At 42.5% G+C, this 22,838-nt stretch carries 18 protein-coding genes and 1 tRNA gene; 12 read left to right on the top strand and 7 right to left on the bottom strand.

Features of this window, described 5'->3' with window-relative positions; translation table 11 throughout:
* Positions 1-70: 70 nt before the first annotated feature.
* Together psaM and IJ00_RS07180 are read left to right on the top strand one after the other, a co-directional pair.
* Entirely contained in the window at positions 71-166 is a 96-nt protein-coding gene (psaM, locus tag IJ00_RS07185; protein ID WP_035151450.1) for a photosystem I reaction center subunit XII, read from the top strand.
* 491 nt (positions 167-657) lie between these two features.
* Positions 658-1,068 (top strand): hypothetical protein, encoded by a 411-nt coding sequence (locus IJ00_RS07180; RefSeq protein ID WP_035151448.1) that lies wholly within the window; start codon positions 658-660, stop codon positions 1,066-1,068.
* A gap of 446 nt (positions 1,069-1,514) precedes the next feature.
* Here the strand turns inward: IJ00_RS07180 and IJ00_RS07175 are convergent, their stop codons facing one another.
* Positions 1,515-2,222: a tetratricopeptide repeat protein gene (locus tag IJ00_RS07175; RefSeq protein ID WP_035151445.1), complete on the bottom strand. Its 708-nt coding sequence runs from the start codon at positions 2,220-2,222 to the stop codon at positions 1,515-1,517.
* A gap of 408 nt (positions 2,223-2,630) precedes the next feature.
* On the opposite strand from IJ00_RS07175, the gene IJ00_RS07170 reads away from it, so the two are divergent.
* Complete coding sequence (locus tag IJ00_RS07170) at positions 2,631-3,095, top strand: hypothetical protein (protein ID WP_035151442.1); 465 nt, start codon at positions 2,631-2,633, stop codon at positions 3,093-3,095.
* Positions 3,096-3,174: 79 nt separating this feature from the next.
* The gene (locus IJ00_RS07165; RefSeq protein ID WP_035151440.1) at positions 3,175-3,729 is read left to right on the top strand and encodes a glutathione S-transferase family protein; all 555 of its coding nucleotides are present in this window, start codon (positions 3,175-3,177) and stop codon (positions 3,727-3,729) included.
* Between the two features lie 12 nt (positions 3,730-3,741).
* Here IJ00_RS07165 and IJ00_RS07160 read toward each other — a convergent pair whose 3' ends face one another.
* On the bottom strand, positions 3,742-6,453 hold the full coding sequence (locus IJ00_RS07160; protein ID WP_035151437.1) for a CBS domain-containing protein: 2,712 nt from the start codon (positions 6,451-6,453) through the stop codon (positions 3,742-3,744).
* 174 nt (positions 6,454-6,627) lie between these two features.
* Here IJ00_RS07160 and psbZ point away from each other — a divergent pair, with 174 nt between their 5' ends.
* The 5 genes from psbZ to IJ00_RS07135 all read left to right on the top strand — a co-directional run bounded on the left by psbZ (position 6,628) and on the right by IJ00_RS07135 (position 10,100).
* Positions 6,628-6,816 (top strand): photosystem II reaction center protein PsbZ, encoded by a 189-nt coding sequence (gene psbZ / locus IJ00_RS07155; protein WP_035151434.1) that lies wholly within the window; start codon positions 6,628-6,630, stop codon positions 6,814-6,816.
* A 207-nt stretch (positions 6,817-7,023) separates the two neighbouring features.
* Positions 7,024-7,572 (top strand): 6,7-dimethyl-8-ribityllumazine synthase, encoded by a 549-nt coding sequence (ribH, locus tag IJ00_RS07150; RefSeq protein ID WP_035151431.1) that lies wholly within the window; start codon positions 7,024-7,026, stop codon positions 7,570-7,572.
* Positions 7,573-7,734: 162 nt separating this feature from the next.
* Positions 7,735-7,806, top strand: a tRNA-Gly gene (locus IJ00_RS07145).
* Between the two features lie 615 nt (positions 7,807-8,421).
* A complete protein-coding gene (locus IJ00_RS07140) occupies positions 8,422-8,829 on the top strand; it encodes a hypothetical protein (RefSeq protein WP_035151428.1) in 408 nt (135 codons plus the stop codon).
* Between the two features lie 11 nt (positions 8,830-8,840).
* Positions 8,841-10,100, top strand: a complete 1,260-nt coding sequence (locus tag IJ00_RS07135; protein ID WP_046814743.1) for a glutamate-5-semialdehyde dehydrogenase — start codon at positions 8,841-8,843, stop codon at positions 10,098-10,100.
* Positions 10,101-10,186: 86 nt separating this feature from the next.
* Here IJ00_RS07135 and IJ00_RS07130 read toward each other — a convergent pair whose 3' ends face one another.
* The 5 genes from IJ00_RS07130 to IJ00_RS07110 form a co-directional block, all read right to left on the bottom strand.
* Entirely contained in the window at positions 10,187-11,617 is a 1,431-nt protein-coding gene (locus IJ00_RS07130; RefSeq protein ID WP_035151424.1) for a glycosyltransferase family 2 protein, read from the bottom strand.
* On the bottom strand, positions 11,571-12,545 hold the full coding sequence (locus IJ00_RS07125; protein ID WP_035151422.1) for a radical SAM protein: 975 nt from the start codon (positions 12,543-12,545) through the stop codon (positions 11,571-11,573). Before IJ00_RS07125 ends, IJ00_RS07130 begins: the two co-directional genes overlap by 47 nt.
* A 138-nt stretch (positions 12,546-12,683) precedes the next feature.
* On the bottom strand, positions 12,684-13,754 hold the full coding sequence (locus tag IJ00_RS07120; RefSeq protein WP_035151419.1) for an AI-2E family transporter: 1,071 nt from the start codon (positions 13,752-13,754) through the stop codon (positions 12,684-12,686).
* A 58-nt stretch (positions 13,755-13,812) separates the two neighbouring features.
* A complete protein-coding gene (locus IJ00_RS07115) occupies positions 13,813-19,299 on the bottom strand; it encodes a PAS domain S-box protein (RefSeq protein ID WP_046814742.1) in 5,487 nt (1,828 codons plus the stop codon).
* A 243-nt stretch (positions 19,300-19,542) separates the two neighbouring features.
* Positions 19,543-19,740, bottom strand: coding sequence for a hypothetical protein (locus tag IJ00_RS07110; RefSeq protein WP_035151415.1), 198 nt, complete (start codon positions 19,738-19,740; stop codon positions 19,543-19,545).
* 414 nt (positions 19,741-20,154) lie between these two features.
* Here IJ00_RS07110 and IJ00_RS07105 point away from each other — a divergent pair, with 414 nt between their 5' ends.
* From IJ00_RS07105 to IJ00_RS07095, 3 genes are all read left to right on the top strand, one after another.
* Positions 20,155-20,712, top strand: coding sequence for an SRPBCC family protein (locus IJ00_RS07105; RefSeq protein WP_035151412.1), 558 nt, complete (start codon positions 20,155-20,157; stop codon positions 20,710-20,712).
* Positions 20,713-20,717: 5 nt separating this feature from the next.
* Complete coding sequence (locus IJ00_RS07100) at positions 20,718-21,290, top strand: DUF924 family protein (protein ID WP_035151407.1); 573 nt, start codon at positions 20,718-20,720, stop codon at positions 21,288-21,290.
* Between the two features lie 126 nt (positions 21,291-21,416).
* The gene (locus IJ00_RS07095; protein ID WP_035151405.1) at positions 21,417-22,787 is read left to right on the top strand and encodes a serine/threonine-protein kinase; all 1,371 of its coding nucleotides are present in this window, start codon (positions 21,417-21,419) and stop codon (positions 22,785-22,787) included.
* Positions 22,788-22,838: the final 51 nt, after the last annotated feature.

Below are 22,838 nucleotides of genomic sequence, written 5' to 3'. Positions count from 1 at the left end.
ATTCTCCGGAAAACAGGGAAAAGTAGTAGACGAACCATTAAAACTATATTGGGATTAGGAGGCTTAAATCATGGCTTTAACTGATACTCAAGTCTACATCGCTCTGGCAGTTGCGATTCTTCCAGGTTTATTGGCTTGGCGCTTGGCAACAGAACTTTACAAATAAGCCCTGGGCGGAACACGCTTAGAGAGTGAAATAGACCTGGCATCACTGTTTTCCACAAATTAACGGCATCATCGCTTAATTATTTATCGGAAAACACTTACGTATGCCAGGTTTATTTTTAACTTTTTGTATACGTGTAGCAAATTCCCAAAAATGAAGTAATATGGCAGCTAAACAATGTCCAAAAGAGTCATCATTAACTGGGTATACCAGAAAAGATGAAAGTGGACATGGGGTATTGAGGATAAAGTATGGGAAATCGAGAAGTAAGGAATACTACTTTGATTCTCCATCCCGACTACTCAGAGCCTTTTTAGTCAGCCAACGCCAAGGTCAAGGATGAAGTATAAAGTATGAAATTACCCCAGAACATCAAACATGGGTGTGAACATCAAAGAATGTGTTTTGTTTTTTTGCCCACGAAGCATGAAGCAGATACCAATACATGAAAATTTCATCCTTGTCCCCTCACTTCATACTCTTGAGTCAATATGAATGCAATCCAGCCATCTAGAACCCCCCTAGAACCGATACAGCAGCGTCGTGTTTCTCCTCGTCCCAAAAGACATCTACGTCAGCGTTCTCACCAAATTATGGCGTTAGAGTCAACTGTCAAAATCGGTGTCAATCTAGCCATTTCTGCTGTGGCAGTATCAGCGTTAGTACAACTGCTACCCAACCACTGGTCATTACAAGAAAAACTGCGGGAAATTCGCTCTGAAGTCAAGCAGATGGAACAGCGCGTTAACGGTTCCCAAGCAGAATTTAGTCAAAACTTCGATCCCCATCAAGCCCAAAGTGTGATGCAACAACAGGGGTATCGCTTTGATCCCAACCAGCGTCAGGTTGTGATTATCAACAAAGAAGCAGCAGAAGTACAACAAGCTCAAACTACTCCCTAGATTTTTTCCTGGGGATGGATAAGATTTGCTTCTACCTACGGCAATTTTTGATTAAGAAAACTTTATTTGTCTATTTTGTCTATCTAGCTATCCAGGATTCCTGACATCCTTTGCGTATAAATACCTATGTAATAGACTAACGGCTAATAGTTAATCACCAGGGGTTATCATCTATTAGCCGTTAGTTAAGTTATGGGTTATCAGTTATCAGTTATCACTACAAGCAGAATAACTATTACATTGGTTAAAAGTAATTCACTTAAATTATTCTAGTACTCTGTCAAGTCAACTTTGCTGAGTCGATAGTGACAAGAAAAAGCTCTTTCCTCCCTATCCCCCGTGTCTCCCTTGTCTCCCCTGTCCCTTATCCACCCAGCATTTTTGGGTTGGTGGACTACTAGGACGGGTATTGTCCGTAAATGAGGGTTTGACTCAGAACTGAATCACTACTGACAAAGTAATTCTCCTAACCAATTTTCCACCTGTAAGCGTAGACGGGGGCTAGCAGGGACTTTTTTGCTGTCACTGTCGTTGAGTAGGGCAAGAGCGCGATAATAATCTGCGATCGCGCAATTCCAGTCACCCCACACATGATAAGTCCGTCCGCGTTCGGCAATGATATTACTTTCTAATTGTCCAAATAATAATGCTGTTTCCAGATTCTCGATTGCCTGTTCATATTCTCCCAAATCCCGCATCGTGATACCTCGGTTAATCCAAGCTCTGGTGTAACTGGGATTCAGATCCAATGCTTGATCATAATCGGCGATCGCGGCATTTAATTCTCCACAAGCTGCGTAGTAATTTCCCCGGTTGTTATAAGCACTGGATAACTTGGGGTTGAGTTCTAGGGCTGTGTTGTAATCACACAAAGCTTTGTAGATTTCGCCACATTGAAAGTAAACCAGACCTCGGTTGTTGTAGTCAATGGCGCTGTCGGGATAATCGAGGATGAGTTGATTAAATAGGGCGATCGCCTCTATGTAATCTCCCTGTTGAGCTGCTCTCAAAGCACAAGTACGCAAGTAGCTATCACCAGAAACAGATTCGCCATTACCTTGCCCTTGATGCTTCAAGTTCTTAGTAGCTTTTAACACAGAATGGTAACTGTGGTTTTGCTGGTCATCTGATGCTAAAAATGAGTGGCTATTCATATATATCCTGCTTGAGCGGCTTGCTCTGTGAGAACAACTTATATTTTTATCTGTGCTGTTTGTTTCGTTCTTGTGTCACTTACTTAGGTGTCTATGAGTACTAGAGAGGCGATATTTCTCAGAAAACTTGATTAAAAGAATTCTCAATATCAACATCACTAACTGCCCAAACAACAGCAGATACCCTTATTACACACACAGTCTTCTTATAGATACTTCCTCCCTCAGTTCAATTCCAGAAACAGCAAATATCAATTCATCTTCTGTTTTGATATACGTTGTTGAATTAGGTTTGGATTCGGACTGAGTTCATATATCTTGACCTAGTATTCCCAAGTCCTTTGGTAAAATGCCAACAAGAGCATCAGATATTTTTAGTAAATCACGTAGTATTGAAAAGATTTTCTTATGATAACTGCAACACCCTATACCGATGCCCCAGATTTAACAGCAGATGACTACATTGTTCTCGGTGTTGCCACCTGCTTCCTGAAAATAGACGGGGAAGTACACCAAGTCGAAGTCATTGAACCTATACCCTCCGCAGCACTAGAAGCAATTCTCAAAGGTATTGAAACTTCCTACAGAATTGCCTGTGCAACAACCCTAGGAAATATTCTCCAGGGCGAAAACCTGATAAAACCCGGTGATTTTCCCGATAATGCCCAATTTAGCGACGAATTCATTCCCCGATTATTTGCCGCTGCTCGTACCTACAAGCGCAAACAAACTGCCCAATCCCTGATTCCTTTGGGTACAAGCTATAGGGAATTTAAATATTCTACGGAACGCAAACGGGTACTAAATGCATCACGAGTTGTCACCAAAGACGATAATATCAAGCAGCATCCCAATACTCACAAAGTGCTGTGATAGGTGATATTTAACACCTGAAATTCATGCTCCCAGGTTCAGTGATACCATAACGTAGTTCTCAATTATTGCAGCAACTATGTTAAAGCTCTATGGTGGTAGTCGCAGTCGCGCATCGATTGTCCATTGGTATTTAGAGGAACTGGGTATACCCTACGAATTTATACTCCTGGATATGCAAGCGGGAGAACATCGACAGGGGGATTTTTTGGCAATCAATCCTATGGGGAAAGTACCCGCGATCGCCGATGGAGATTTTCAGCTTTGGGAATCGGGAGCAATTTTAATGTACCTTGCGGACAAATACGCTCAACCATCCCCATCTGTAGAAGAGCGGGGGAAAATAGCTCAGTGGGTACTATTTGCTAACTCCACCTTTGCCAATGGAGTCTTCCTGGAAAATCAGCGTGAAAAAGAAATGCCACGTTTGATGACACCCTTAAATGAAATTTTCACTCAGCAAGCTTTCCTCCTCGGAGATAATTTTACCGTTGCCGATGTCGCCCTCGGAGCCATGCTTGCCTATATTCCCCTCCTACTGAAACTCGACTTGAGTGCATACCCACAAGTCTTAAGTTACATGCAGCGACTCTCCGAACGTCCAGCTTTTCAGAAAACTATTGGTGGTAGATAATAGAATGGGAACTTAGCTATTAGGATAATTTTTCATCACAAACATCCTGGCAGTTTCCCTATCTTGCACCACACCATCCAAAGTAGCCGCCAGTAAATTATCCAATATTTGGCGATATTGGGGACTAGGTTGATAACCTAATTTTTTCAAGTCATTGCCATTCAATAGGGGTTGAACATGAATTAGATTGGTTTGGTAGTGCCAAATCTGTTTCCTGAAAGTACGGGGAGAAGATAAAGCCACCAAAATCAACATCGGTAAATCGTACTTGCGCAAGGTTTTTACCACCTGACTGGGTAATTCGCAATTTTGTAAAGCTGTGAAAATTTCCTGCTGTGCGGTAGCTAAATTTTGCAAACGCTGAAGACTCTCCTCCTGTAATTGCAGATTTTTGGCGACCTTTGCCTGATATTCTGGTGCAAGATGGGCGATTAATGCCTCTAAACGCATTTGCCAATGGGGTAAGGTTTGTTTGGGGTCAAAACGCCGTAAACACCGCTCCAATAGGCGAAGATGGCGAATTAAGGCATCATTAAGGGAGAGGGTGCTATGGATACATTGCAATGCTCCCAACTCTCCCAATAATTCCAAGGCAGATTGCCAGTAGGGTGCTTCCAGGATGTGTTTTAATTCCGTTTTCAGACGAGTTTGCAGAGCGGGAGTTTTACTATTTTCGCGGGTGGTGCGATCGTAGACACCGCTATTGATGGCATAACGGATATATGCTTCCGTTTGGGGTTCGATTTGAAAACCAAGACGTACTGCAAACCTGACTCCCCGATAGATACGGGTGGGATCTTCGATAAAACTATTAGCATGGAGTACCCGCACTTGCTTTGCTTGTAAGTCGAGTAAACCACCGAAGAAGTCTAGGAGTTTCCCTGGATGGGGTGGGGTGAGGCGCAAAGCCAGGGCGTTAATGGTAAAATCACGACGGTAGAGGTCTTGACGAATGGAACTGGCTTCAACTTCCGGATTTGCTGCTGGATAGGGATAAAATTCTGTTCTGGCAGTGGCGATATCTACCCAGAGAGAATCTAATTCTGCATCTTTATGCCAGAGTAGGGCAGCAGTTTGAAAAGCACCGTGAATCTCTAAGCGGGCTTGGGGATAGATTTCCTGTAATGCCTTAGCTAATTCTACCCCGGCTCCGACATCGGCGGATTTGTGGAAACCATCGACAACTAAATCAATATCTTTAATTAATAAGCTTCCCTCCGCAGTATCCGCCAGGAGTAAGTCGCGGACAGCACCACCAACTAAGTATAAATGCCAGCCGCGTTGTTTGGCTTGAACAGAGGCTTTAGTGAGGAGTTCCCAGAGTTTGGGGGTGAGGCGATCTCGTAATTCTGCCAAGGTAGGAATTGTGACTAGGTTCTCTCCCTCGACTTCCCCGGATGGACTTTCTCCTTGGCGTTTTTGGTGCAATTCTCGCAAGACATCGGTACGGGTGACAATACCGACTAATTGCCCATGTTCTAGTACGGGTAAACGTCCGATATCATAGGTAACCATTAAAGCTTGAATTTCTGGGAGAGTCGTTTGGGGGGCGATCGCCTGAAGATTTCTTGTCATGTAACCCTTAACCGGAGCATGACTAAAACCATGGTGTAAGGCAATATCTAAATCTCGACGGGAGATAATTCCCAACAATTTGCCTTGACTATCCACCACAGATAAACCCGAATGTCCGTAGCGTAACAGAATTCTCTGGGCTTCATCAATGGTGGTTTCTGGGCGAATGGTACGCACCGGAGACGACATTAAATCCCGTGCAGTGGGGGGATGGGGTATCTGTGCTTTTAAGCCCTCAATTAGCTGCTGGATAGTTTCCTGGGGATTTGCTCCCACCAAATTTAAAGATGTGGCTTGGGAATGTCCCCCCCCACCCAGGGGTTGAAATAATTGATGCAGGTTCGTACCCGGAATTTGCGATCGCCCAATAATTGTGACACGCTGGGTATTTTCTTCCTTACTAGGGTATTCATTCCCCAGTAACAAAGCATCAATCTCCGTTAACTCCATCAACTCCGAAGCCAGGTGAGATAAGCCAGGAACAAAAATATCTGTCTGTAAATTTACCCAGGCAACGGTATAGCCATGGACAGGGAGATAATTTAAATTATCCAGAGCATCAGCAAGCAGCTGTTGGAGTTGCACAGACAACCCAGGTTCCACATACTCCGACACCACCGACAGACTTGCCCCCTGCTGCATCAACCACGCCAAAGCCAGAGCATCACGGGGAATAGTTTGGGGAAAAGTCAGGGAACCTGTGTCAACATGGATACCCAATGCCATGGCAGTCGCCTCCGCAACAGTCAACATCACACCAGCTAGCTGCAATTTTTCCACAATGATTGTAGTGCAAGCCCCCACCGGCTCCAGACAAAACTCCGTAGCAGGGATATCCAGGGTTTGCCCCTGGTGATGATCATAGACAATTAGTGATTGCAAATGCGGTAAATCCAACCATTCAGCAGCCTTACCCAGGCGATCGCGCTTCTGGGTATCCACCACCACCAAAGAGCGAATTTTCCGTGGATTTACAGAACGTCTTTCCATCAATGGATACTCATCCCGATGGAACGCCAAAAAATCCCGCACCGGTGGATGAGCGCCCCCAGTCAGCACAATCTTACTACCTGGTAACAACCGAGTCAGCCCCACCGCCGCCCCCAAAGCATCAAAATCAGCCGTAGTGTGACAAAGAATTAAGTCCATTTCCCCATCCCCAATCCCAAAAAAATCTTTTTTCCTCTCAACCTTTCCCCTTCCCCTGCGAATTAACTATCGGGTTGAATTTTCTGATACCTTAAAAAATAGGAAAAATCTGTCAGCATCAAGCTGTACAACATTCTATCTTTAATATCCAGGTGTCTTGGGAGAACAGGGAAAATGACTATCCTATTCCAAATTGCTTTGTTAGCTCTGGTTGCAGTGTCTTTTGTGATGGTGATTGGTGTTCCTGTAGCTTACGCGACTCCCCAAAATTGGGTTGAATCTAAAAAGCTACTATGGATTGGTTCTGGAGTTTGGGCTGTTTTAGTTGTACTAGTCGGTTTATTAAACTTTTTCGTAGTTTAAGCGACTGCTGCCACTAAATTACAGACAAATAGCATCAGACTTGCAGGAGCAGAGGAATAAAGTCAGAAACAGCCAGGAGCAAGGAAAAAATAGTTCATCTATGTTTTTCCCTGGAGCTTGCACTTTCTACTTTGATTCAACTGCTCCTGTAGTTTTGAGAAAAGATATGTATATTGACAAAGAAGTATAGTTGAACTAGAGGCAGTCATGGCAGTTTTCGAGGGAACGTTTACACAGACTGAACCTTTGAGGTTTGCAGTAGTTATTGGTAGATTTAATGACCTAGTCACCACTAAACTACTAGAAGGATGTCAAGATTGCTTAAAACGTCACGGTGTGGATGTTAATCCCCACGGTTCCCAAGTCGATTATGTCTGGGTTCCAGGCAGCTTTGAAGTACCTGTAGTCGCCCGTCAATTGGCTTTATCCCAGCGTTACGATGCAGTGATTTGCTTAGGCGCAGTCATCCGAGGGCAAACTCCTCACTTTGATTATGTCTCATCGGAAGTCGCCAAGGGCGTAGCTGCGGCATCCTTCCAAACTGGTGTACCGGTGGTTTTCGGCATTCTCACCACAGATACCATGCAACAAGCCCTAGAAAGAGCCGGAATCAAAAGCAATCTCGGTTGGGAATACGCCATGAGCGCTCTGGAAATGGGTAGCCTGATGCGGCAATTACGCTCCAGTTTACCCCCATCCCACCCCAGCGACTTCCAACCTCTACCAGTTTCACTGAAGAGCGCTAACGCTGAGTAGGGTACAGGAGAACAGGGAACAGGGAAAAAAGGAATTTGGCTGTGAGTAGCTGTCTGTGATGCTTCTGCTCTTGACAACACCCCCCTTCCTGCTCCCTTAATTTTTCGCAACTACCTATTGACAAACTTCTATTTATCTGACATATTTATATATGTGAGTTTTGCGGGTATAGCTCAGTGGTAGAGCGCAACCTTGCCAAGGTTGATGTCGCGCGTTCGAATCGCGTTACCCGCTCTGTAAGAAATGAACATCACCTAGTGTTGACAGCTGTGCATTGAGTAATTGTCAAATTTGCTAAAGGTGATTTTACTTTCACATCTGTAATTGGTAGCATAGAGCGTGGATATTTTAACGCTCATTTATTATCTTAAAGATATAGGAACAAGATATCGAAAGCTTTTTCTGTAGAGTAATTTCAAGGAGATTTCAGTATATGGATAAGTATCAAATACATCTCTATAATCTATAAGTAAATTTTGTGTAGAATGTAGTACAGTTGGTTCATCTGGTCGATCACAATTGGTTTGCTCAGATTGAAGAAAGTTGCTGAAAACTAATGACCTATTAGGTTTGAAATCTGGAATCCGAATAATTTTCTCAAATAATTATTCTCCTGTTTTCTGACGCAACAACTACAGCTACTAGTTTCAATGGTAGTATTGTCAGTCGTAAACATTCTCAAGCATAAAATCAAGTCAAAATACATTTTGTGCAAAGAATGCTGTTAACTGACTCATTTTATAGAAAAAGTTCATAGGAGAAAAATCATACCTACAAAATTCATGCAGGTGTGTTATTCTCGCTGAGTTTATTCAACTTATTCAACACGCTCAAGTTATTAGACTGCTTGTGCAACCTCAAAAACCCGAAAAAATAGATTTTAATGGCGATTACCTCTGTCCTTGTCGGCGACGGGGTAAGTTAGTACCGATTACCTTGACAGAAGCATTTGGTTGCGATCGCTGTCAACAAATCTTTGTGGTGGAAGATAATGGTTACGTACTAGAGCAACTTTCCACCACCTACCCCTACAAGCGTGCTTGGCGCTGGACGGGTGCTAGTTGGCAAGTTGTTCATCCCCGATTAGGAGAAAGTTATTTGCCAGTAGCCCTAGGGATTATTTTCGTGCTAGTAATCATTTGGTTACCTTTAGCACTGCGACTGGCAAACGGTTCGAGCATTATTGCCTGGGCGATGGTAGCAGTTTTACTGGCTATTCTACCAGCATTGATGGTCTGGCTGACCTACAGACGTTAACGAGGCGGACAGTGGATGCTTTTGATGAAAACCTGGAACCGACGAAGAGTGCTAAACGCGCTTATGATGCTGCTTTCAAGCTGGGAACTACCAAGGGAGTTGATCGTAGTCGTGCTGTCTTAGCGATCGCCGACGCGCTCAATCATGCCTTTGATGATATTCTCGAAGCTAATACCCTAGATTTAGAAACCAGTCGAGAAATGGCAGTGCCAGAATTAATCATCGACTGGTTAAAACTGACACCTAGGCGTTTAGATATCACCGTGGAAATTCTCCGACAACTGGGAGAGTTATCCGATCCCCTGCGACGGGTGCGGAATGCGGACTATCAACTGGAAGATTCTCAAACCTATTCCCAACTCATGCCTTTGGGTGTAATCGCCTTCATCTATGAAGCATTTCCCGAATTGGCTGCGGTTGTCGCGGGTTTATGCATCAAAACCGGGAATAGTGTCATACTCAAGGGAAGTACGGAAGCGAGTCATTCTAACGCCGCGATCGCCCAAGCCTTAAAATCCGCAATTGCCGAAGTTGGTTTACCGGAAGGTTGTATCGAATTAATCACCGCAGAACACTGTGCCTCAATTCGAGATTTAATTACCCAAGACCAATATATCAACCTAGTCATTCCCTACGGACGCAGCAGTTTAATTCAACAAGTCGTCCGTCAATCCACCGCCCCTGTACTGCGCTCAGGGATGGGCAACTGTTACCTTTACTGGTCATTAAATGGCAGTTTGGAAATGGTACGCTGGATGATTATCGACAGTCACAGCAGCGAACCCGATCCCGTTAATGCCATTGAGAAAGTTCTGATTCATCGTCAAGCTATGCCTTCATCCCTAGTCACTCTCTGGAATAGCTTGCAAGAAAAAGGCTTTGAAATTAGAGGTGATGCCGAATTAAGTGAAGCTTTCCCCCAATTACAACCAGCTAAAGATAATGAATGGGGTAGCGCTTATTTAAATAAAACTGTTGCCTTTAAATTGGTAGATAGCCTGGAAGTGGCAATTTCTTGGATTAATCAATATAGTAGCGGTCATGCTGATTGTATAGTCACCGAATCCTATCAAGAAAGCCGCCAGTTTGCCCTAGGAGTCAATAGTGCTTCTAGTTATATCAATGCTTCTCCCCGGTTCAGTCGCACTACCTCACGGGGAGACTCCATCTTTTTAGGAATGTCCAACCAAAAAGGGCACCGCCGGGGGTTAATTAGTTTAGAAAGCCTGACGACAGTTAAACATATTGTTCAGGGTAATGGTAGGTTCTAATCCCCTGAAGAAATAATCTGAGCTTGGGGAAAGGGAAGGGTTTTACCCATTAGCACTTAAGCTTTTCTCCCTTTCCATGACACCGACTAATGAGTACCAGTGTGGACTGTTTTCACCCATTTCAACCGTTTGGGACGGATGGACATACGGGCGGTGGCTGTACTCATAACCACTACCCAATGGAACATATAGATAGTTCCACGAATTGTTTGCATCAGGAAGGTAAAGTAGGTAGAAAAATTGATTTCCTGATTTTTGCTGGTGCGTCTTAAGCCGTTGAACATAGCTGTAATTGACAGGGTGAGTGTCAAGGCAGTCATGGGGCTGAGGATGGGGGGACGATGGCGGGCGATCGCCATGAGCAAATCCGGTATGGCTGCCATGGGTAGGATGTACTGAAGTAACATAAATACCAGTAAATCCCAGGTTTTGCGCGTACCCATAGGGTTTTTCAGAATTAAATCCCAATAATCCAAGTAGCGTTGATAACCTCCTTCTGCCCAACGGTTACGTTGATGCCAGAGGGCGATCGCGCTTGTTACCCCTTCTTCTTGGACTGCGGGATGACTCAGACATTCAATATCCCAGTGATTTATATGCAGACGCAGGGTTAAATCTAAATCATCGGTAATGGTTTCTTCGTTCCAACCACCGCAACTGAGTAAGGCTGTCCGTCGCACAAATTGCCCATTCCCACGTAACTCACCGATACCACCACCGCTAATCCGTTGTTGCTGCATGTAGGTATCAAGAGCCATTTCTGCCATTTGTCCCTGAATCCAGAAATTTTTGGCAGCATCATGATTCAGACTTGTTTCTGCCTGCATGATTGCTTTGCGTACCTGAACAGCACCAACTTTTTCCCCAGAAAACAGGGGAGCTACCCGTAATAACAAATCTGGCGATACCAGGGCATCAGCATCGAATACGGCAACGATATCACCTCTAGTCAAAGGTAATACCTGATTCAGTGCCCCAGATTTGCCGCCACCCGCTCCGGGAGAACGATACAGTACTTTTAAATTGTCATATTCTTGCTCTAATTCTGCCAGCAATAGGGGCGTGCGATCGCTGCTATCATCATCAATGATCCAGACTTCGTATCGCTCTGCTGGGTAATCTAAATTACATAAGTTTCTAACTGTTTTGCTGATGACAGTTTCTTCATTCTTTGCTGCCACCAAAAGAGAGATATAGGGTAAATTGCCCGCGATTTCTTCATTAGCCCGACGGGGTTTGGTAAATACCAATATAAAGGCATGGATGCCAATAATAGTGGTTAGCCCAAGTACGAATAAGGAACCCCAAGAAATTAAGTGTAGGGCGATCGTGCCGCTCCAAATCATTGTTAGAACTAGAGCGGCTTTACGTCTACGACCTTGAAACCGGAAAGGAAGAGATACAGAATGAGTAGACTCTTCCTCTAATAATTCCTCAGGGGATAAATCCTGCAATAAGGAATTAAGTGGATCAAGCTCGTTGTAAGAATCGTTTTCGGGCCAGGAATTCGCTGGCATAGGTTACTTGATTCAACCACCAATATTTATCTACACCCATAAAGAAGCTGGGTATGAGGTAACACCAAACTGTGCAACCTTCACAAACTTTCAGTTTCCCTTGAGATTTGCGATAGCTTTCCACTTCTTCCGACTCTCGATAGAGTTCGTAAAGTCGCCCATTAATCGGAACACCAGTTTGGGCAAAGTGGTAACAAGGTAGCAACAGTTCGTCGTTAGGAGAAATTGCAATGACGGCATCCACCGCTTTACAACGGGGATTATTAATATCATTGCCCCCGGCTTCAATAAAAGCTAGTGCAGCCTTATTGTAACCGACATTCTTATATTTCTTAGCAGCAGCTTCAATCGCGGCTACCATCTCTGGGGTAGGATTTTTCTTGGAATTGTAATTATCATGGGCTGTAAAGGCGGGATTCAGCCATACACGCACACCTAATTCCTTGCCTAATTCCCCGACTTCATCAATGCGTCCATAGTTTTGGGCTGTGACGGTATGATTCAGTACAGGAAATTCACCTAGGGATTGAGCAATTTTGACGGATTCTACTAAGTTATCGAAAATTTTTACCCCCCGCGATTGATCGTGGGTTTCTGCATCTCCACCATCCAAGGAGAAGTTCAAAAAGTCGATTAGCCCTTGAACTTCCTTGGCTTTTTGGGGATAGAGAATGGTGTTTGTCGTCATGCTGGTGTAAAAACCCTGACGTTTCGCCTCAGTATAAATCTCACCCACATCTTGTCGTAGGAGAGGCTCGCCACCTGTAAAGTCAACGTATTTAACTCCCAAACGGCGTAAGTCACTTAAGTTGTGCTTAATCGTGTCAAAATCAGCCTCTTTTCCAGGTTCCAGCGCCCAGATGTTACAAAAGTGACATCTGGCATTACAACGATATGTCAGGTAGTAGTTTGCAACCAGGGGAGCCATTGTGTAAATCCACTTCTTAAGACATATTTAACTGTACTTTACAAACAGTCAATAATATAGTCATTTTGTTATTCGTGATTAATTAGTCATCTATAGGGAATGGGTAATGGATAATGGGGAATAGAAAAAAGACCCCAGTTACTCTTGGGTATCAGCGATCGCGGTTTCTTCTGTTTTCAAGCTGCCATCGCGCCAGCTGTCTGCTACATCTTTGATAAAACTGGCTATGGGTATGGCGACGAATAAACCCAGGATTCCTCCGATTTTCACACCTAGGAGTAGGGAAATAACTACCCAAACAGGATTCAGCCCCGTGAGATTACCGAGTAAACGGGGGGCAATAAAGTTAGAGTTGATTTGGTCGATAGTGACGGCAGAAATCAGAACTTCTACACCTAGCCAAAAGTCTTTTAACCCCACTAAAATACTGACGATCGCAATGCCGATACCCGTACCGAAGGGGAAGAGGGAGAAGAAACCGATCGCCAATCCAAACAGTAAGGCTAGTGGTACTTTCAGAACCAGAAAAATCAGAATCAGGGCGATCGCCAAGACTGCGCCGACGGTGGCTTGTCCGATAAAATAATTATGAAAGTCTTCCCGGAGGAATTGCCTTACCTTGGTGCTGATATGGGGGGGGAACCATTGAAAAATTCCATCCCAGAGGCGATCGCCATTAAATACTAAGTAAATGGTTAAAACTACCGTCAGCAGCACATTAAAAAATGTGCCAATCGTATCCACCGCAAAACCGAGAATTGTCCCGGTAAAGCTTTGTAATTGATTTGAGAGGCGATCCAGTATTTGGGTGGGTAGACTACTTAAATTTTCTGGTAACTTTTGTTTGGCTGCCCAAGTTTGTAATGCTTGTAGTTGTTCTGTACCAGAATCAATCCAAGCAGGTAAAAGGTTTGTTAATTCATTCAACTGCTCTAAAATTAGTGGCACGAGGGTAAAACCTAGGGCAACTACTAGGACTATTGTTAATAAAAGCACAACAATAGTAGCGATTTTGCGCTTGACTCTCTGCTTTTGGAAAAAACGAATGGGATAATCCAGCACAAAAGCTAAGAGAATCGCGGCAACAAAAATATTAACTAGTGGTTGGAAGTACTGTACAGCCTGCAAAAATACCCAACCATTGAGAATGGCTAGGGGAAATGCCAAACTTATTGTTAACCATCTTGGCAGTTGACTCCCAGATTGCATTGATTCAGTAACTCCGAATTGAGAGGGGAAAGGTATTTTTTCTATTTTCCGTTAACTGTCATAACCTGTGCCAATTAACTAAATCCATTATTTGCTCAAATTGGTAGTTTTGAGCCAAATCGGTTAGATAATTAATTAGAGGAGAATCGCTAATCGGGGTTTGTTCTAATAGTTGCAGAATCAGGTCATCACTGCATTGAGCGGCTGCATGATGCAAGTTTTGTCTCCAGGATTCTGGCATTTGGGAGAGCAGGGAGATGATATCTGTAGTGCTGAAATTAGATTGGTTTTGATTTGGGGTGTCTGTGGTTAATAAATTTTTTTCTTGACGGTAAAGGTATTCCACACCCAGATATTGGGCAATTTTATCTAGGAGTGTTTCTTCCCGAAAGGGTTTGTTGATCAAGTCATCACAACCAATGGAGATAATTTCTTGACATTGTTCCGCAAATGCATCGGCTGTAATGGCAATGATGATAGTTTGGGGTTGATTCTGTTGCTGTATGGCTGCTTTAATTCTACCTGTAGCGGTGTATCCATCCATCACAGGCATGCGCATATCCATCAGAATTAAATCCGGTTGCCAGGATTCCCAGGTGGCGATCGCCTCTAATCCGTTAGCAGCTTCTTTGACAACAAAGCCAATGGATGATAAAAGTTTGACCAAGAGTAAACGACTCTCGCGCACGTCATCAACCACCAAAATTTTGTATTCTCTTTCCGGGGATGCTAAACCGATGATTTGCTGGGGTGTGGTGGTGGAAATAATTTCTGCATCCTGGGGTAAATCAATGGCGATCGCAAAACTAAAAGTACTACCCACCCCAAAAGTACTCCTAACTTGAATTTCTCCTCCCATCAATTCTACGTATTTACGACTAATCGCTAAACCCAATCCTGTACCCTGCTGTGACTTCCTACCAGCTTCTGTTTGTCCGAAGGCTTCAAATAATAAGTCAATTTCATTAGCACAAATACCTGCACCTGTGTCAATAATTGAGAAATGTAAGGTATGGAAATCTGAAGAAATCATGTCCGAGGGATGATGATTCTCCATTGCCACCTCTAACTTCACACTTCCTTTCTCAGTAAATTTAATCGCATTTCCTAATAAATTGAGTAGCACTTGACGTAATTTACTGGCATCAGTAGTCACATACTGGGGAAGATTGGCAGCATAGTTAAAAATCAGTTCGATACCTTTGGCTTGGGTACGGAAATGTAACATTTCTCGTAAATTTTCCAGTAAATTCCACAAGTCAAAGCTGCTAGGGTTGAGGTTGGTTCTACCAGCTTCAATTTTTGACATTTCTAAAATGTCATTAATCAGATTCAGTAAATGTTCTCCAGCTCGGTTAATGATGGTGAGATGTTGCTGGTGTTCCCGACTCAGGGTTTGCTCGCGGTGCATAACTTGGGTAAAACCCAGAATCGCATTCAGGGGGGTACGTAACTCATGGCTCATATTGGCGAGAAATTCGCTTTTAGCGCGGTTGGCAGCATCAGCAGCAATCACTGCTTCTTGAAGAGCTGCGGATTGCCTTTGAGTCTGTGCTAGCAATTCAATTTGTTCTAGTGCCACACCTAATTGATTGGCAAATTGTACGACAATATTAATATCTCCCTGCTTCCAATAACGGGGGGTAGCATTTTCATAGCTAGCAAGTAATCCCCAGAGCTGGTTATTACAGAAAATTGGAACTGTAATGTATGCTCTAGCTTGGAGACGGACTAACAAGTTGACATAACATTCTTGAAAACCTGCGGTGTATATATCTGGAACGCAGATAAAACTCACCCCTCGGCTGTAAACACCCCCCTCTGTGTCTTGGAGATAGGTATCAACTATTTCCGATTCTTGACTACTAAACTTTTGCACCACACATTTATCATTATCTAGTGCTTTTTGAGTCATTTCTTGGTCAGCGTTTCCTTGTTGTATGAGGGGTTGCCAACCTTCTGCTACAGATTCCGCGACAAAGATACCACCCCAATCAGGGTTAAAGCGATAAACAACAACGCGATCGCAATTTAATACTTCCCGCAACTCTTCCGTAGTTGCAGTAAAAATTGTGTCCATATCTAAGGTTTGGCGCATTCGCAAAATCGCCTGGGTAATCGCCCTTTCCCTCTCTGCTCCTTCTCGTAGGGCATTTTCCGCAGTTTTGCGCTCAGTAATATCTGTAATTGTCCCAATATAGCCAATGACATCACCTTGGGGGCTAATTTCTGGTAAAGCTTGACAAATCACCCAAACAATATTTCCCTTGGCATGGAAAAAACGGTACTCGTGTTGAAAGGATGTTTTGCTATCAACTGCATGACGCCAAGCTTGAGTAGCGGCTGCAATATCGTCAGGATGTAAAAAATTTAACCACCCCTTGCCACAGGCAGTTTCTGGAGAAAGTCCGGTGATATCTACCCAGCGTTGATTTATGTACAGGCAATTACCGAAAATGTCTGAATGGAAAATACATACAGGAGAAGCCTCTGCCAGGGTTTGATAACGCTGTTGACTGGCTTGTAATGCTAATTCTGCCTGTTTGCGATCGCTAATTTCTACCGCCACGGTTCCTACCCCTTCCCCTGGAATGGGAAAGAAAGAAACAATAAAATGACGTAGTACATCGGGATGAGAAATAGAAGCCCCACTAATTTCTAGATTCAACAAGGATTTCCCTGTTTCTAGTACTTGCTGACAACTAGGTGCAACCAGGGGCGCATTTTCTCCTAATATCTCTGATAAGCTTTTCCCTAAATGCTCCTGTACTGATAAACCATTAACTTCAGCTAGTTGCTCATTAATTTGCACATAACGCAACTGTTGGTCTAATATACTCATGCCGACGGGCGCACCACAGAAAAAAGCATTGAGTCGGGCTTCTCGTAGGGCAATTTCTCTTTCTAAAACTTTCCGTTCTGTAATATCTTTGTGAGTACCTGTCATTCTCACAGGTTTTCCCTCGTCATCCCACTCAAATACCATGGCTTGGGATTGAATCCATTTCCACTCACCTGATTTGGTTCGCATACGAAATTCTGCTTCATATACAGAAGTTTCACCCTGCAAATAGCTCTGTAAAGCTTGACGAATTAGGGTTAAATCCTCTGGATGTAATAGTTGGTGAAAAGTTGTTAATTCCTCATCAACTTCGTGATCTGCGTAGCCAAGCATTTGTTTCCAACGCCAATCACGGTAGACTTTTTTCTGGGGCATATTCCAATCCCATAGCCCCAAATCACTAGCTTCCAGGGCGAGCTGTAAACGTTCTTCACTCAAACGGTGGGCAGCTTCGATATGTTTGCGTTGAATTAAACTACCAAGCTGGGCAGCGACTGTTTTGACTAAATACAGCAAACGTCGATCCACGGGATTGACAGTGCGTTTAAAAAATCCTAATACGGCTAAAACTTGATTACCAAAAACTATCGGAACGGCAAATCCCGCTTTTAAACCTAGTCTTTTAGCGATGGAAGATCGCAGAAAAGTTTTCCGAGAAACAGCAGAAACATCTTCAATCCATTCTGGTTGCTGACTATACCAGACTCTACCCACAAGTCCCATTCCCGGAGAAAATTTTCTAGTTTGATTATATTTATTCAGTTCATCCAACTTGTTATCATGGTCGTACCATCCCAAACTATAAATCAATTCCTGACCATCAACACTAGGAATCCAAGCTTCACCAAAGTCCCAATTAATAGTGGTACAAATTAATCGCAATACTAGAGCTAACGCAGTATCTACATCAATTGCACGACTAATAGCTTGGGTTGTCACCAACAATAAACGACTTTCATTTTCTGCCTGTTTGCGTTCTGTAATATCTTTTGCTGTTCCTAAAATATACTGCTGTTGATTAATTTCGATTAATTCCGCCGAAAACCAGGTAGTTTTAATTTCACCACTAGCTGTACGAAAATCTACTTCATGATTACGAATTGCTCGGTTATGGCGCAGTAATCGTATAAAGTGTTCATATTCTAATTCGTTAATCCAAATATTTAATTCTTGATTGTTACTCCCAATAATTTCTTTGCGACTATAGCCGAAAAAGCTACAAAAGCTATCATTGACTTCGATATAACTAATATCTGGAAAAGTACATAGGAGAATGGGATCGGGTGAGGAACGAAAGGCAGATGCTAGCTTCACTTCCGATTGCCATAAAGCTAATTCTGCCCGTTGTCTTTCCCTTGCTTCTAATGCCAAAGCCACTAAATTACCTAAAGAACGGGCAAAGTTTTGGTCTTCAGCTGTCCATTGACGGGGAGTTCCAATATGTTCTAAACAAATTACACCAACAACAACACCTCTTAACTTCAAAGGTGTATCAAGGGTAGAGCTAATACCTTGAGGTGCATAGTATGAATCTACTAATTCTCTTGTTCTGGAATCATTTCTAACTTGAGAAACAGTGATATTTTGGTCTTGTTGTAAAGCTTGAAAATATCTGGGATACTTTTCTATTATCAGTTTATCTATAGCGCTGCTATTTTTTTTATCATTTTCGTTATCCGATTGTTCAGTACCTCGCTCAAACCGCTCTACACACTCAATCACTGTTTTCTCTTCATTGAATAACCAAATACTCACACGCTCAACGTCAATATTCATGACTGCCGATTGAGTAATTTCTTTAAAGGCAGTTTTGATATCTCCTTGGTAAATAATCTGATTTTTCGCTAGTCGAGTCAGAACCAGGTTTTGATGTTGGAGCTTTTCTGCCCTTGCCTTTAATATAGCTTCTGCCATTTGACTGGCTTGCTGTTCACTAATATCTACTAAAGTGATAATCGTCCATTCTTCTCCATTATCTTGTAATAACTTTTGTTGTTGTACCTCAACAATTCTTTCGGAACCATCTTGTCTGGTAATTTTAATGGGAGAAGATATATCTGGATGAAAAAAAATATTCTCTTGCTGATGGCTAATCAGTTCATCCCTGGTTAAATTGTAAAGGTGACAGTAACAGTTGTTTACTTCTATAATCTTTTTATCTTGGTCTAGGATAGCAACCCCTATGGGAAGAGCATTTAAGATGGTTGCAGTTAAATGACGAGAATGATTTAATTCCGCAATTTTTTTTTCTTTCTCAGCCTTCTCTATAATTAGCTGCTTCTTTGCCGCATCTAATTGATGATATATCTTATTTAGCAATAGTTGACTTTCTACCGTATTCATCACTACTTCTGATTGGAAGGGTTTATATAAATAGTCAGAGACTCCTATCCTATAGGCTTTTTTATTGTCACCGTTCTGAGAATAATCCGCTATGATTATCACAGGAACTTGACAAAGCACTAAATGATTTTTGAGATTTTGCAAAAAAGTATCAATAGAATCTGGAATTTTATTTATTCCCAGCAAAATTAAATCGGGTGGCGCAAAACTAGCAATAGCGATCGCCTTTTCCACATCCATCACCACACGCAATGTATAACCACCTTGAGAAAGGATTGTAGATAGATTTTGAATGTCTTCTAGGTGATTATCTACAATCAGCAATGTAGCCGTCAATTTCTGTGGCAAATGATTATTCATGCTAGTGTAACCTGATTCGAGTCAGGATTAGGGAGAAAATAAAAAATCTCGATGATGCATGAATTTATTTTATGAATGTCCCTAATCTTTCGAGAAGCGGTTACCTAAATAATTTACCGATGTCAAACATTTAAAACACCATATCCTTCTTATCAAATCAATACAAAGTGAGGTTAGAATCATCCTAACCTAGGCACCATTTATATCCTTCAACCAAGGGAAAAGTAAATCTTGAAATTTTGATTAAAATCGCCACCAAGTACGTTGCAAATAACTGAGAATTCCTGTGACGATCGCCCCCAGGAGTAAAAGTAAAATCACTCCTCCAGGTACGGAGGTAAAAATACCTATGCCCCTCAATACCCAAACCGCGATCGCCACCCCTAAGAAAACACCAAAAGCTTGGTTTAAAGCACGGTTGATTTTAGATGATTGACTCACTGAGATTTACCTCGTAGCTCCACAAACCTAGTTTAAATGAGAGTGAGGGATAACGGAGCTAGCTCAGAAGATAGAACCCATGGATGATCCCAGAGGAAATATCCTTTACAAAAGCTTCATCTTCGTAAAATTACAGTAGATTCACCGAAAAAAAAGATTTTCCGGAAAAATAGTTGATAGAAGTGGAACTAGAATTAGTGGAATCAACTCAACTCTTACCATCTAGGGATAGTTTAGTATTGTGTTGCAACAACCTTTGGTGAAGAATATCATCCATCACCCATCGGCAAAAGCTAGATGGAAAAGCATCTCTCCCACTCTTCACCAAATATCAAACCCCAAATTGGTATCAGTGAGATTATCTTGAATTTAAACCACTTGATGTGGATATGTTGAGGAGTGAGTAAAATCGTTATGTCTGCGTTTAACCTATCAAAGAGCGTAAGTTCCGATATGACTTGGAGTCAAGAAAAGCAACAATTGTTGATACAGGGTGAAATTTTGTTGGAGACACGATCCCACACCGCTTGGGGAGGTGCTGTTACTGCTTGGATGTATGTACCAATGGTGCGATCGCAAGTCTTTGAAAAACTCACAGATTACCCCAAATGGGTACAGTACTTTCCTGATGTCACCAAAAGTGAAGTTATTGGTAAAGGTAGAGGAGGAGCAAAACGTCTGTATCAAGCAGCACAAAAAGCCTTCTTCTTATTTACTGCCCAGGCAGAAATTTACCTGAATGTTGTAGAAGAAATTGGTCAAAAAATCCAGTTTCGCCTGGAAAAAGGCACATTTCATGATTTCAGCGCCGACTTAAAGCTACAGGACTACGGTAACGGTACGATAGTTAGTTATACCGTTCAAGCCACACCGAATATTCCCATCCCCTCGATGTTTATTCAACAGGCAATGAATTTTGAATTACCAGCAAATATGCGTAAAATGCGACAAGTGCTATGTAAAATTCAGTAAGGGCAATGTCACAGGTAAGAGAAATTTTAGACTTTTGGTTTGGTAGTCCAGAGGAATTAGAGTATGGCAAGCCTCGAAAATTTTGGTTTAGCAAACAACCAGAAATTGATGCCGAAATCCGTACCCGTTTTTTAAAAGACTACGAAAAAGCCGCAGCCGGATACTTAGATGACTGGATTGAATTCCCTAACACCTGTCTGGCACTGATTTTGCTTCTTGATCAATTTCCTCGTAATATGTTTCGAGATACACCAGAAGCCTTTGCCACCGATTGGGAAGCTCTTTCCACTGCTCAACACGCTGTTGCCCAAGCTTATGATCAGGAACTTTTGCCTGTACAACGTTGGTTTATTTATTTACCTTTTGAACATAGTGAAAACTTGGAGCATCAAAACCAAGCAGTTAAATTATTTCAAAGACTTGGGAATGACAGTGAAAGTGCGAGTGTGATTGAATACGCTTTACGCCACAGGCAAGTCATTGCACATTTTGGACGCTTTCCCCATCGTAATGCCATTTTGGGTAGAATCTCTACAGCCGAAGAAGAAGAGTTTCTCCAGGAAGTGGGTTCATTTTAGAAACATTCTGCTATCTTGACTCTTTGTCCGCAAAGTTCCATTAACCCTAGGCAGTTTTCCCGGAGATTCGCTAGATTGAAGTGGAAACACTGAATATATTGAGTGTACCGCGACGGCAGGTGGTCAATGCTGGAAGCAGAACAGATATTACAAAATCGTTATCAACTGCAACGAAAACTAGGTGATAATGGAGTTCGGCAAACTTGGCTAGCACAGGATTTACAGGCAAATGATACTAAACAGCAGCAGGTAGTCGTTAAACTCCTAGCTTTTGGTGGTACTGTGCAATGGGATGATCTCAAGCTTTTTGAACGGGAAGCGCAAATTCTCCAACAGTTGGATCATCCCAGAATTCCCCAGTATGTGGATTATTTTTGTATTGACGATCGCAATCTCTGGTTTGGTTTAGTACAAGCTTATATCCCTGGTGCATCCTTAAAGGAAAAACTGGCACAGGGGCAAAGATTTACCGAAAAACAAGTTCGTCAAATTGCCATCGATATCTTAAACATCCTGATTCATTTACATGAGTTGAACCCCGCAATTCTACATCGAGATATCAAACCGAGTAATCTCCTCTGGACAGAAGATGAGCAAATATATTTAGTAGACTTTGGTGCAGTGCAGGATAAAGCTGCCAAGGAAGGGGTAACTTTTACCGTTGTGGGAACCTATGGTTATGCTCCCATGGAACAATTTGGTGGTAGAGCTGTAGCCGCATCTGATATTTATGCTTTGGGAGCAACCTTAATCCATTTACTCACGGGAATCTCTCCCGCAGAGCTACCACAAAAGGATATGCGAATTCAGTTTCACGACAAGGTAAACGGGAATTCTGCCTTTGTTAAATGGCTCTCGGAAATCACCGAACCCTCGGTAGAACGTCGGATTAGCACCGCGAGGGAAGCATTAGATGCACTCAAAAATAATCGTACCTTTAGCACAATGTTTCGCCAGGTACAGAAACCCCGTCACAGCCAAGTGATGTTAAATAAATCAGATAGTTATTTGTCAATTAAATTACCAAAACAGCCGACTGTAATTGAGGTTTTTGGTTTTAGTATGACAGTACTATTTTTGGTGTTAACCGGGTTTGTTTTCTTGGCTGGGATTTTAGCTGTATTGCTATTTGCAGCACCACTATTTGCCCTAGGTTTATTATTGGTTCTCTGCCTGATTTGGTGGACAATGCTGGATGGATTATTACTATCTGCCTTTGCCCATCAAAGAGTATATATTACCAAAGATTATTTTTCTGTGGAGTTGTGGTTATTTAACTTCTGCCGCAACAAAATCATTGGTAATACCCACGACATTCAAGATGTTTTCCAAAGTGTAATGCAACTGAGCCGCAAAAGTAGCTTTCAGATAGAAAGTTGTGCAGAAAAAGAAATGGTAACTATTCAAACTGAACACAAGCGCTATTCCTTTGGTATGGGTTTGTCGGCAATGGAATGTGTTTGGTTAGCAAATGAGATTAAAGATTGGTTGCGATAAGTGTTAGCTTCCCTATACTGCGTAAAGCCAGAGCGTGTTCCTGGGACTCAG

Origin of the sequence: Calothrix sp. 336/3 (assembly GCF_000734895.2) — a bacterium.
In the GTDB taxonomy this organism is placed as follows: Bacteria; Cyanobacteriota; Cyanobacteriia; order Cyanobacteriales; family Nostocaceae; genus 336-3.
This window is presented reverse-complemented; position numbering and strand designations above follow the sequence as displayed.

Excerpts from the sequence above, each read along its gene's own strand:
- IJ00_RS07100 (WP_035151407.1), top strand. The coding sequence starts at position 20,718 with ATGTCACAGGTAAGAGAAATTTTAGACTTTTGGTTTGGTAGTCCAGAG.
- IJ00_RS07170 (WP_035151442.1), top strand. The coding sequence starts at position 2,631 with ATGATAACTGCAACACCCTATACCGATGCCCCAGATTTAACAGCAGAT.
- IJ00_RS07095 (WP_035151405.1), top strand. The coding sequence starts at position 21,417 with ATGCTGGAAGCAGAACAGATATTACAAAATCGTTATCAACTGCAACGA.
- IJ00_RS07180 (WP_035151448.1), top strand. The coding sequence starts at position 658 with ATGAATGCAATCCAGCCATCTAGAACCCCCCTAGAACCGATACAGCAG.
- IJ00_RS07105 (WP_035151412.1), top strand. The coding sequence starts at position 20,155 with ATGTCTGCGTTTAACCTATCAAAGAGCGTAAGTTCCGATATGACTTGG.
- ribH (WP_035151431.1), top strand. The coding sequence starts at position 7,024 with ATGGCAGTTTTCGAGGGAACGTTTACACAGACTGAACCTTTGAGGTTT.
- IJ00_RS07115 (WP_046814742.1), bottom strand. The coding sequence starts at position 19,299 with ATGAATAATCATTTGCCACAGAAATTGACGGCTACATTGCTGATTGTA.
- IJ00_RS07165 (WP_035151440.1), top strand. The coding sequence starts at position 3,175 with ATGTTAAAGCTCTATGGTGGTAGTCGCAGTCGCGCATCGATTGTCCAT.
- IJ00_RS07130 (WP_035151424.1), bottom strand. The coding sequence starts at position 11,617 with ATGCCAGCGAATTCCTGGCCCGAAAACGATTCTTACAACGAGCTTGAT.
- psbZ (WP_035151434.1), top strand. The coding sequence starts at position 6,628 with ATGACTATCCTATTCCAAATTGCTTTGTTAGCTCTGGTTGCAGTGTCT.
- IJ00_RS07175 (WP_035151445.1), bottom strand. The coding sequence starts at position 2,222 with ATGAATAGCCACTCATTTTTAGCATCAGATGACCAGCAAAACCACAGT.
- IJ00_RS07125 (WP_035151422.1), bottom strand. The coding sequence starts at position 12,545 with ATGGCTCCCCTGGTTGCAAACTACTACCTGACATATCGTTGTAATGCC.
- psaM (WP_035151450.1), top strand. The coding sequence starts at position 71 with ATGGCTTTAACTGATACTCAAGTCTACATCGCTCTGGCAGTTGCGATT.
- IJ00_RS07120 (WP_035151419.1), bottom strand. The coding sequence starts at position 13,754 with ATGCAATCTGGGAGTCAACTGCCAAGATGGTTAACAATAAGTTTGGCA.
- IJ00_RS07160 (WP_035151437.1), bottom strand. The coding sequence starts at position 6,453 with ATGGACTTAATTCTTTGTCACACTACGGCTGATTTTGATGCTTTGGGG.